The sequence below is a fragment of the Actinomycetota bacterium genome (assembly GCA_036280995.1).
Lineage (GTDB): Bacteria > Actinomycetota > CALGFH01 > CALGFH01 > CALGFH01 > CALGFH01.
Genome location: DASUPQ010000513.1, coordinates 1 through 10,245 on the forward strand (window position 1 = coordinate 1; position 10,245 = coordinate 10,245).

13 protein-coding genes are annotated in these 10,245 nt (G+C 74.5%); 2 read left to right on the top strand and 11 right to left on the bottom strand.

Annotation, left to right across the window (positions count from 1 at the left end):
* Nucleotides 1-1,038: an anthranilate phosphoribosyltransferase gene (trpD, locus tag VF468_17280; protein ID HEX5880044.1), complete on the bottom strand. Its 1,038-nt coding sequence runs from the start codon at nucleotides 1,036-1,038 to the stop codon at nucleotides 1-3.
* 70 nt (nucleotides 1,039-1,108) lie between these two features.
* Complete coding sequence (locus VF468_17285) at nucleotides 1,109-2,215, bottom strand: helix-turn-helix transcriptional regulator (protein ID HEX5880045.1); 1,107 nt, start codon at nucleotides 2,213-2,215, stop codon at nucleotides 1,109-1,111.
* A gap of 175 nt (nucleotides 2,216-2,390) precedes the next feature.
* Between VF468_17285 and VF468_17290 the strand changes: the two genes are divergently transcribed.
* Nucleotides 2,391-2,534, top strand: a complete 144-nt coding sequence (locus tag VF468_17290; protein ID HEX5880046.1) for a hypothetical protein — start codon at nucleotides 2,391-2,393, stop codon at nucleotides 2,532-2,534.
* Between the two features lie 68 nt (nucleotides 2,535-2,602).
* Here the strand turns inward: VF468_17290 and VF468_17295 are convergent, their stop codons facing one another.
* The 9 genes from VF468_17295 to VF468_17335 form a co-directional block, all read right to left on the bottom strand.
* Nucleotides 2,603-2,887, bottom strand: a complete 285-nt coding sequence (locus VF468_17295; GenBank protein ID HEX5880047.1) for a hypothetical protein — start codon at nucleotides 2,885-2,887, stop codon at nucleotides 2,603-2,605.
* Nucleotides 2,884-3,291, bottom strand: a complete 408-nt coding sequence (locus VF468_17300; GenBank protein HEX5880048.1) for a response regulator — start codon at nucleotides 3,289-3,291, stop codon at nucleotides 2,884-2,886. The genes VF468_17295 and VF468_17300 overlap by 4 nt, the downstream gene beginning before the upstream one ends.
* A complete protein-coding gene (locus tag VF468_17305) occupies nucleotides 3,288-4,352 on the bottom strand; it encodes a hypothetical protein (protein ID HEX5880049.1) in 1,065 nt (354 codons plus the stop codon). The genes VF468_17300 and VF468_17305 overlap by 4 nt, the downstream gene beginning before the upstream one ends.
* A gap of 332 nt (nucleotides 4,353-4,684) precedes the next feature.
* Nucleotides 4,685-4,882 carry a hypothetical protein gene (locus VF468_17310; protein HEX5880050.1) on the bottom strand — a complete coding sequence of 66 codons (198 nt, stop codon included), beginning with the start codon at nucleotides 4,880-4,882 and terminating at the stop codon, nucleotides 4,685-4,687.
* 116 nt (nucleotides 4,883-4,998) lie between these two features.
* Nucleotides 4,999-6,015 (bottom strand): ornithine cyclodeaminase family protein, encoded by a 1,017-nt coding sequence (locus tag VF468_17315; protein HEX5880051.1) that lies wholly within the window; start codon nucleotides 6,013-6,015, stop codon nucleotides 4,999-5,001.
* A complete protein-coding gene (locus tag VF468_17320) occupies nucleotides 5,988-6,908 on the bottom strand; it encodes an ABC transporter substrate-binding protein (protein ID HEX5880052.1) in 921 nt (306 codons plus the stop codon). Before VF468_17320 ends, VF468_17315 begins: the two co-directional genes overlap by 28 nt.
* A 45-nt stretch (nucleotides 6,909-6,953) precedes the next feature.
* Nucleotides 6,954-7,661 (bottom strand): ABC transporter permease, encoded by a 708-nt coding sequence (locus VF468_17325; protein HEX5880053.1) that lies wholly within the window; start codon nucleotides 7,659-7,661, stop codon nucleotides 6,954-6,956.
* A gap of 6 nt (nucleotides 7,662-7,667) precedes the next feature.
* Nucleotides 7,668-8,345, bottom strand: coding sequence for an ABC transporter permease (locus tag VF468_17330; protein HEX5880054.1), 678 nt, complete (start codon nucleotides 8,343-8,345; stop codon nucleotides 7,668-7,670).
* The gene (locus VF468_17335) at nucleotides 8,342-9,433 is read right to left on the bottom strand and encodes an ABC transporter ATP-binding protein (GenBank protein HEX5880055.1); all 1,092 of its coding nucleotides are present in this window, start codon (nucleotides 9,431-9,433) and stop codon (nucleotides 8,342-8,344) included. Before VF468_17335 ends, VF468_17330 begins: the two co-directional genes overlap by 4 nt.
* Before the next feature lie 151 nt (nucleotides 9,434-9,584).
* Between VF468_17335 and VF468_17340 the strand changes: the two genes are divergently transcribed.
* A partial coding sequence (locus VF468_17340) for an aromatic amino acid lyase (protein ID HEX5880056.1) occupies nucleotides 9,585-10,245 on the top strand: 661 nt, incomplete at its 3' end.

Here is a 10,245-nt window from a genome sequence, read left to right on the forward strand (position 1 = left end):
CTAGGCGTCGGCGGCGGCGCGGCGCGAGCTCTCGACCCAGGCGTCGAGGGTGTCGCGGGCCCGGCCCTCGTCGATCGAGCGGGCGGCGGCCTCGAGCCCGTCGGGCAGGCTGATGGCGGCGTCGGCGGCGACCAGGGCGGCCGCGGTGTTCAGCAGCACCATGTCGCGGGCCGGGCCACCGTGGCCGGCCAGGACCTCCTTGGCGATGGCGACGTTGCGGTCGACGTCCCCGCCGAGCAGGTCCTCGCGCTCGGCGGCGGCCAGGTCGAGCTCGACCGGGTCGACCACCAGCTCCCGGACCCCGTCGGCGCTGACGTCCAGCACCGTCGAGGTGGTCGTGGTGGTCAGCTCGTCGAGGCCGTCGTGGCCGTAGAACACCAGGGCGTGGTGGACGCCGGTGCGGCGCAGCACCTCGGCCATGACCGGCGCCATCCGCGGGTCGGCGACGCCCAGCGCCTGGTGGCGGGCCCTGGCCGGGTTGGCCAGGGGACCGAGGAAGTTGAAGACGGTCGGCACGCCCAGCTCGCGGCGGGGCACGGCGGCGTGGCGCATCGCCGGATGGAACACGGGGGCGAAGCAGAACCCGATGTCGGCCTCGCCGATGGTGGCCGCCACCCCCTCGGGGGGCAGGGCGATCGCCACCCCGAGCGCCTCCAGCAGGTCGGCGCTGCCGCAGCGGCCGGAGGCGGCGCGGTTGCCGTGCTTGGCCACCCGCTGGCCGGCGCCGACCGCGACCAGGGCGGCCAGGGTGGAGACGTTGAACGTGCCCGCCCGGTCGCCGCCGGTGCCGCAGGTGTCGAGCAGCGGCCCGGGCACCCGCAGGGGCGCGCCGGCGGCCAGCATGGCCTTGACGAGGCCGGTCAGCTCGGCCGCGGTCTCCCCCTTGATGCGCAGGCCGGTGGCGAACGCGGCGATCTGGGCCGGCGTGGCCTCGCCGGCCAGGATCGAGCCCATGGCCGCGCCGGCCTGGTCCTCGGTGAGGTCCTCACGGCGCAGGAGCGGCCCCAGCACGGTGGGCCATGCGAACAGGTCGGACACGGCGAGCTCCCGGTCACATCGATGCTGTAGGGGCCAAGCCTAATCGACTCGCGCAATGCCGGGCGCACCGTCAGGACGCCGCCGCGCCGGCGAGGTCCAGGCCGGCTGGCGGTGGCGCCTGGGCGTCGTGGCCGCTCGCCGGCGTGGGGACGGGCCCGGCGCCGGCGGGGATGGCGCCGGGGAGCATGGCCCGGGTGAGGGCGGCCTGGTGGCGGGCGGCCGCGGCCCGCCGGCGGTCGCCCAGGGACGCCCAGGCCTGGGCCTCGTCGAGGGCGAGCTGGAGGGCGGCGGCGCTGGCCGGCGGGGCCAGGTCCGGGCCGGCCCGGGCCAGCTCGGCCGCCTCCCGGAGGCGGCCGTCGGCCCGCGCCCACGAGGCCAGCGAGCCGACGGCGCGGGCGGCGAGCTCGGCGTGGCCGGCCTGCTCGGCCAGGCGGTAGGCGGCGTCGCGGTTGGCCTCGGCCGCCTCCCGCTCGCCGGCGTCGAAGTAGAGCTCGGCCAGCAGCGCCGACAGCCATCCCGCGGCCACCAGCAGCCGCCGCCGGTGCCCGAGGGTCAGCCGTCCCGCCAGGAGGCGCCCGACGTAGCGCCGCCGGCCCCGCACGACCGGGATGAGCAGCTCCGGGGGCGTCCTGGCGGCGGCCTCGCGCAGCCGCTCGAGCGCCCGCTCGATCTCCTCCAGCGTTCCCGGCCCGGCCTCGGACGCCTCCGCCTGCCTGGCCACCTCCATCGCCTCGACCAGCGCGCCCACGCCGTCGCGAGGCGGCCGGTCCGGCGGCACAGGCCGCGCGCCGCGGGCCCGCCCGCCATCCGGCGCCAAGCCGTCCGACCCACCGTTGTCCGGCACCTCGGCGCCCGCGGAGGCGCCGGGCCCACCGGCCGGCGGCGAGGTGGCGGGCCCAGCGGCCGCCTGGGAGACGGCGGGCCCAGCGGCGGTCGTGAGGGACCAGAGGGCCAGGAGCACGCCGTCGGCGGCGAGGGCGTGGTCGCAGCGTTCGATCAGCTCGCGGGAGGGGCGGACGGCCGCCCGCTCGACCGCGCCGACGTACGAGCCGTCGTAGCCGGTCAGGCGACCGAGGCCGGCCTGGGACAGGCCCTGGAGGGTGCGGAGGCGGCGGAGGAGGGCGCCGAGGCAGGCGGCGGACGACGCGCCGGGGTCGAGGGCCCGCGCCGCGGGCATCGACGGCCTCCTCTCGCATGCGAATGAATGCGAACGGGTGCGAAGGTTCATGCGAAGGCGAAACCTTCGCACCCCAACCCCTGGACACCCGCACCGGGCAACGTCACCTTGTCGGCCGAAGCGTCCGAGGGACGCGGAACGTACCAGGCGGCAGCGACAAAGGAGGATGTGACCGGTGCGGGTGTTCGTGGTGGTCCTCGTCGCGCTGGTGGTGGTCCTGGCGGTCCTCACCGAGCTGTGCCTGCTGCAGGCGGCGACGCTGCGCCGGAAGGTCCGGGCGGCCCTTCCTCCCGAGGACGACACCGAGGAGGGCCGCTGAGCGGTCCGGGGGCCGTCGCGACGTGGGCTCCGTCACGGCGCGCCCCCGGCCACCCCGGGGCGGGACGGTCAGGCCGGCTGGGGCTCGTTGGGGAGGGTGTCGGCGACCGCGGCGACCACGGCCGAGCGGTCGAGCTGGAGGCGGCCGTCGACCATCGACTGGAGCTCGCCGAGGGAGCGGACCAGGGCGCCGTGGGCCTCGAGGATGCGGGCGGCGACCCCGGGGGCGATGGTGGCGTAGGAGGGGGCGAACGCGAACCCGCAGAAGGGGCAGCGGAAGCCGTCGCTGGGCTGGAGGAGCTGGTCGAGGAGGAGCTCGCGGCGGCACGACCCGCAGTGGGCGGGGATGCTCACGAGGTCGCTCCTTCCAGGGTGGCCTCGCCCTGCTCCTCCTCGAGGAGCTGGCTGGCCACCTGGGCCAGGGCGAACGGGTCGACGGGCCGGTTGACGAGAGCGTCGGCGCCGGACCAGCGGCCGAGCCACTCGTCCTGGACCCGGTCGAGGATGAGGATGACCGGGCAGGCGGTCTCGGGCCGCGCCTTGAGGTCGCGGGTCAGGCCCAACCCGCCGTAGGGGGTGACCGAGACGTCGGCCACCACCAGGTCGGGCTGGCGGGCCTCGGCGATGACCAGGGCGTCGTTGCCGTTGGCGGCCTCCAGGAACGAGACCTCCTCGCCGGACAGCTCCAGGCGCTCCAGGGCGAGGGCGAGCCGCTCGCGGAAGCCTGGGTCGTCGGCGACCAGCAGGATCTGGATCACGGGCGCTCCCGTTCTGCTCGGGTGAGCATCCAATCGGTGAAGGTGAACACCAGGGATGGATACCACGTCCCGTCCCGCCGGATGGTGACGACGTATGGCGCCTGGTCCCTGGCGTCCGCCTCGCCGAGGTCGAGGGTGTCGCCGGGGACGACCAGCCGGCCGGCGGTCGGCCGCACCCTGGCCACGCCGTCGGCGATCTGCTCGGTCCGGGTCTGGAGCCCCTCGACGCGGACGCTGCCCGCGGCCGGCATCCCGCCCTTGTGGTCGAGCAGCGGCCGGTAGGCGGCCAGGACGCTCTGCTCGGCGGGCGAGAGCTGGTCGAGCACCGCCTTCGGGTCGCGGCCGGCGGCGGCGACCAGGTCACGGACGGCCGCCTCGGGTGAGGAGGCGCCGGGGGCGGCCTGCTGGCCGGTGGCCGCGAGCTGGTCCCAGTCGGGCTCGCCGGCGGCGGCGGCGAGGCGGGCGTGCTCGGCCACCGAGGCGAGCAGCGAGACCCGCCAGCGGTCCTCGGCCCGGACCGCGACCATCCGCAGGCCGCTGATCCGTCCCCTTGACTCGTCGATCAGGCGGCGGTTGACCTCGGCGACCGGCAGCTCCAGCTTGGTCCCGTTGGCGTCCCGGCCCCCGACCGTGCCGCCGGCCAGCTCGACCACGGCGACGTCGGCGCCGCCGAGGGCGGCGAGCCGCCGGAAGCGGATGTCGCGGGCGGTGAGCTGGAGGCCGGACAGCGGCTTGCCGCTCGGACCGGTGATGCGGCCGTCGAGCAGGGCGGTGACCCGGTCGCGGTAGGTGTCGAGGAGCAGGGCCTCCTCGGCCCCGAGGTACCCGGCGGCCCGGTCGAAGTCCTGGCTGCCGAGGGCCGTGAGCAGCCCTTCGGCGGCCGCCTCGGGCGAGGACGCGCCGTCGGCGGTGGCGGCCACCTGGCGGGAGGCGTACAGGCCGACCCCGCCGAACAGCAGCAGCACGGCGATCAGGCCGGCCACCAGGCCGGGGCCGATCCGCCTGCGCCTGGCCGGTGGCGGCGCCGGGGTCCAGGTGGGCACGGTCGGGTGCTCGGTCACGTGGCCGCTCCTTGTCGTCGCGTCCCCTCAAGGATAGGCCGACCCGCCGGTCAAGATGGGGTCCATGCGACGGTCGACCGTCGCATGGACCGATTCCGCCTCCGGCCGGCTGGCCAGCGGGCCGGTGGGCGCGACCCCGACGCGGCCATGTCCAGGTCGCCGACCCGCGCCCCGGCGGCTACGCCGGCGCCACCCGCCCGGGCCGGGGCCGGCCGCTAGATCGGGCGGCGGCCGGTCGAGCGCAGCCCCCAGATCAGCGCCCACGGGACGACGGTCATCACGACCACGAAGACGATCACGTTCCCGCTGGCGCGGTTCATGCCCAGAAGCGACTAGGGCTTGGGCTTGGCGGTGGGCCCGCGCCAGGGGAACTCGACGGTGTGGTTCCAGCAGTTGGGGCCCGGGTTGTACTGGGACAACGGGTCGCCGCACTGCCCGCAGACCCGGCCGAGCGGGAAGCTCTTCTGGCCGCTCTTGCCGGAGCCGGAGTGGGTTCGGGCGCCCTGCACCGCGCGTCCCTTGGAGCTCATGTGAATCCCCGATCCTCTGCCGGGCAGGCCTCGCCGGCCCGGCCGCCGTGGCGACGACCTCAAAGTCTGCCATCACGCCCCGGACGGCGCAAAGCCGTGGGCACGGAACCTCCAGGTCAGCGGTAGCGCAGAACGGTGCCGAGGCCGGCGTCGGCGGCCCGCCGGAGGAGCAGGTTGGCCACCGCCAGGTCGGTGGTGGCCAGGCCGCGGTGCCAGAACAGGGTCCGCTCCTCCGGCCGTTCGCGGCCCGGCGCCCTGCCGGCCACGATCTCGCCCAGCTCGGCATGGAGGTTGTGGCGGCCGAGCCGGCCCTCCTCGACGTGGCGGCGCAGGGCCCCGAGCGGTCCCACCGTGGCCTGGCCCCAGTCGTCGACCACCACCTTGTCCATCACGTCGACCAGGTCGAGGCCGACGGCGCTGACCGTCCCGTAGGGGATCACGGTCGTCCCCGGGGCCACCCAGCCGGTCTCCAGCAGCACCTCGGGCTCGGTCAGCCGGGTCGCCTCGACCATGATGTCGGCGCCGGTCAGGGCCTCGGCCGGCGTGGCCACGGCCCGGACCGGCTTGCCCAGCTCCTCGGCCAGCCGGGCCGCGAACGCCTCCCGGGACGCGGCCCGGCGGCTGGTCACCCGGATCTCCTCGAAGTCGAACAGGTCGTCCAGCATGGTCACGTTCCACCAGGCCGACCCGCGGGCGCCGAGGTGGCCCAGCACCCGCGAGCCCGGCCTGGCCAGGTGCCTGGCCCCGAGCGCGGTCAGGGCGCCGGTGCGGGCCGCCGTCAGCCAGGTTCCGTCGACGATGCCCAGCGGCATGCCGGTGTCCGGGTCGAGCAGCAGCACCAGGGCCAGCTCGCTGGGCAGGCCGAGGCGCCAGTTGCCGACGAAGTCGCCGACCACCTTGACCCCGCTGACGTGCTCGGGACCGAGGTGGCCGCGGAGCACGTTGAAATGCCCGGCGCCCCCGTTGGGGGGCGCCAGGTGGACACGCGGCTCGAGCACGACCTGCCCTTCGCCCTGGGCCCGGACGGCGCCCTCGACCGCAGCCAGGATCTCGGCCCGCGGGAGGTCGAGGGCGTCGACGTCCGGTCCAGCGACGAAGCGCAGCTCTAGAGCAGGCCCTGCTGGGTCAGCCAATCGGTGGCGACCTTCTCGGGGTCCTGCTTGTCGACGTCGACCAGCTTGTTGAGCTCGATCAGCTGCTCGGTGGTGATCTTGGCCGAGATGCCGTCCAGCGCCTGCTTGACCTGGTCGGTCATGGCCTCCTTGCGCCCGATGGGGACGATGTTCTGGGCCGGCTGGAGCGGCTTGTCCTCCTCCAGCACCACCCAGCCGTTCTCGGCGATGGCCCCCTGGGTGGTGAACACCCGGCCGACGTCGATGTCGCCCTTGTTCAGGGCCGAGGTGGTCAGGGGGCCGCCGGCGTCCAGGGCCTTGAACTCCTTGAAGTCCTCGATGCCGTAGACCTTCTTGAGGCCGGGGAGGCCGGCCGGGCGGGTCTCCAGCTCCGGCGGGCCGCCGACGACCAGCTGGCTCGCCTTGCCCTTGAGGTCGGACACCTTGGCCAGGCCGTACTGGTCGGCCGTCTCCTTGGTGACGGCCCAGCCGTCCTTGTCCTCGGCCGGGCTCTGGGCGAGGGCGACCAGGCCCTTGGCGTCCAGCAGCGGCGTCAGGGCGGTGTTGACCTCCTCGGAGCTGGTCTCGGTGGCGTCGGGGTTGAGGAACGACAGCACCGACCCGTTGTACTCGGGCAGCAGGTCGATCTCGCCACTCTCCAGGGCCGGGAACACGACCTCCCGGTTGCCCAGGTTGGGCCGGACGGTGACGTCGACGCCGGCCTTCTCGAGCACGGCGGCGTACATCTGGGCCAGGATGAGCTGCTCGGAGAAGTTGGTCGAGCCGACGGTCACGCTCGACTGCTCGTTGGGCTGGGTACCGCCCTCGAGCGCGTCGTCTCCGCCGCCGCAGGCGGCCAGGAGCAGCGCCAGGCAGGCCGCGACCGCGGCCCCACCAAGCCGGATCCTTCGCATGGACGATCTTCCTTTCCTTGGGACTGGGACCTTGTCGTCCCGGGACTATGCGGCCTTCTCGACCTTGGCGCGGACGGCCGCATCCGCGCTCCGCTCGGCCAGGCCCTTGGAGACCACCAGGGCCTGCACGCGACCGAGCACCAGCTCGGTGAGCAGCGACAGCACGGCGACCAGGATGGCCCCGCCGACCACCTCGGCCAGGTCGCGCTGGGCGAGCCCGTCGATCAGGTAGCGGCCGAGCCCGCCAAGGCCGACGTAGGCGGCCAGGGTTGCGGTGGCCACCACCTGCACCGCCGAGGTGCGGATGCCGGCCATGATCAGCGGCATGGCCATCGGCAGCTCGACCTGCCACAGGACCTGCCGGCCGCGCATGCCCATGCCCTCGGCGGCCTGGCGGACGTCGGGGTCGACCGAGTGGACGCCGATGTAGCTGTTGGTCACGATCGGGGGGATGGCCAGCGCGAACAGCGTGATCAGGATCGGGGCGACGCCGAAGCCGAAGACGGTGAACATCAGGATGATGATGCCCAGCGACGGGATCGCCCGGCCAAGGTTGGTCAGGTTGACGGCGAAGGTGGCCCCGCGCCCCGTGTGCCCGATGAAGATGCCGACGGGCAGGGCGATGGCGGCGGCGACGGCGGTGGCCAGCAGCGAGTACCAGAGGTGCTGGAGGGTGCGGACCGGGATGCCGTCCGGCCCGCTCCACTGGGCCGGGTCGGTGAGCCAGGCCAGCACCTCGGTGACGACGTTCACCGGCGGCTACCTCCCCCGGCTCCGGGCCCAGGGGGTGAGCTGGCGCTGCAGGCCGACCAGGGCCAGGTCGGCGGCGAAGGCGAGCAGGGCCGACAGCACGATCCCGATGATGATGGGGGTGGTGAAGTTCAGGGTGAAGCCGTCGATGAACAGCCGCCCCAGCCCGCCCTGGCCGATCAGGGCGGTGACCGTGACCAGCCCGATGGTGGTGACGGTGGCGATGCGGATGCCGGCCATGATCACCGGCAGGGCCAGGGGCAGCTCGACCCGGAGGAGCTGGCGGGCCCGGGTGTAGCCCATCGCCTGGGCGGCCTCGCGCACGTCGTGGTCGACCCCCCGCAGCCCTTCGACGATGTTCCGGACCAGGATCAGCAGGGTGTACATGGTCAGCCCGATCAGCGAGGTCCTGATGGACAGCCCGGTGAACGGGATCAGCAGGATGAACAGGGCCAGCGACGGGATCGTGAACAGCATCCCGGTGAAGCCGAGGACGGGCCCGTACAGCCGCGGCCAGCGGATCGCGGCCAGGGACAGCGGGAAGGCCAGCAGCAGCCCGAGCAGCACGGCCAGGACGGTGAGCTGGACGTGCTGGAAGAGGTAGTCGCGGATGTCGTCGAGGTGGTCGCCGACCCACGACCAGCGGATCACCTCGGCCGCCAGGACCGGGGCTGGGCCGTCGCTCAACTGATCTCCTTGGAGAGCAGCTCCAGGGTGACGATGCCCTCGTAGCGGTCGCCGTCGCTGACCCGCACGGCCACGCCGGTGCGGGACTGGACCATGGCGTTGAGGGCGGCCCGCAGCGAGTCGTCGGCCTGGACCTGGAGCTGGAAGGGACGGATCTCGGCGTCGCCGACACGGCCACGCTCGACCGCCTCGCCGGCGTGGGCCCAGCCGAGCAGCCGCCGGTCGCCGTCCACCACCACCACCCAGTCGCTGCCGTAGGCCTCGGCCGCGGACAGGGCCCGCTGGCCGTCGTCGTCGGGCGCGACCACCGGGCCCGTCTCGGCCTTGACGGCCGATACCGGGATCAGGGCCAGCCGCTTGAGGCCGCGCTCGACCCCGAGGAAGTCGGCCACGAAGGCGCTGGCCGGCTCGGCCAGCAGCTCGTCCGGGGGCGCGTACTGCTCCAGGTGGCCACCCTGGCGGAAGATGGCGATGCGGTCGCCCATCTTGATCGCCTCGTCGATGTCGTGGGTCACGAACACGATCGTCTTGCGGACCTCCTGCTGGAGGCGGAGGAATTCGTCCTGGAGGCGGCTGCGGACGATCGGGTCGACCGCCCCGAAGGGCTCGTCCATGAGCATGATCGGCGGGTCGACGGCCAAGGCCCTGGCCACCCCGACCCGCTGGCGCTGGCCGCCGGAGAGCTGGTGCGGGTAGCGGTCGCGGACCTCGGCGGGCAGGCCGACCAGCTCCAGGAGCTCGCCCACGCGGCCCCGGGTGCGCTGGGAGTCCCAGCCGTTCAGCCCGGGCACGGTGGCGATGTTCTCGCCGATGGTGCGGTGCGGGAACAGGCCGATCTGCTGGATGACGTAGCCGATGCGGCGGCGCAGCTGGGGCGGGTCGACCTTGGCGATGTCCTGGCCGTCGACCACGATGCGGCCGCTGGTGGCCTCGATCATGCGGTTGATCATCCGCAGGGTGGTGGTCTTGCCGCAGCCGGACGGGCCGACGAGGACGGTCAGGTCGCCTTCGGGGACCTCGAGGTCGACGTTGTCAACGGCGATGGTGCCGTCGGGGAAGCGCTTGGTGACGGACTCGAAGCTGATCAACTGCCGCCCCCGTCCTCTGGGCTCCCGACCCGAAGTGGTCGCGTAGTGTGGCAACGTTCCACGCTAGGTGTCAACGGTCCGAGCACACGCCGGCGGGCGCGACCATGTCGACCTTCCAACCTAACCATACCGGCCCGACAAGGCCGCGACAGTGATCGTCCTGGCCGGCAACCGCGACCTGACCAGAGAGGCGGTCGAGGCGGTGGCCTGGGGCGGCGAGAAGCTGGCCCTGGCCCCGGCCGCCCTGGAGCGGGTGGCCGCCGGCCAGGCCGAGCTGGCGGCGCTGCTGGCCCACGGGGAGCGCGTCTACGGGGTCAGCACCGGCACCGGCTGGTTGGCCTCGGTCGACCTGGACCCGGCGGCCCAGGCGGACCACCAGCGAAATCTCCTCTTGGGCCGGGCGGTCGGCGGGCCGCCGTGGCTGGCCCCGGCCGAGGCCCGGGCGGTGCTGGTGGCCCGGCTGGGGAACCTGGTCAGCGGCCACGCCGGGGTCGGGCCGGAGCTGTGCCGGTTCCTGGTCGACCGGGTCAACGACGGCTTCGTCCCGGCCGTGCCCCGGCGTGGGGTCGGCTGCGCCGGGGAGGTGATCCCCCTGGCCCACGCCTGCCAGACCCTGGTCGGGGCCGGCCTGGTCCTGGGACCGGACGGCGCCGTCCGGGACGCGGCCGCCGCCCTGGCCGACCGCGGGGTGCTCCCCCACCGGCTCCGGGCCAAGGAGGGAATCGCCCTGCTCGCCGGGTCGCCGGTGGCCGCCGCCCTGGCCCTGGCCCGGCTGCGGGCCGGCGAGCGGCTGGCCGGGCAGCTGCAGGCGG

Excerpts from the sequence above, each read along its gene's own strand:
- VF468_17285 (HEX5880045.1), bottom strand. The coding sequence starts at position 2,215 with ATGCCCGCGGCGCGGGCCCTCGACCCCGGCGCGTCGTCCGCCGCCTGC.
- VF468_17310 (HEX5880050.1), bottom strand. The coding sequence starts at position 4,882 with ATGAGCTCCAAGGGACGCGCGGTGCAGGGCGCCCGAACCCACTCCGGC.
- VF468_17320 (HEX5880052.1), bottom strand. The coding sequence starts at position 6,908 with ATGCGAAGGATCCGGCTTGGTGGGGCCGCGGTCGCGGCCTGCCTGGCG.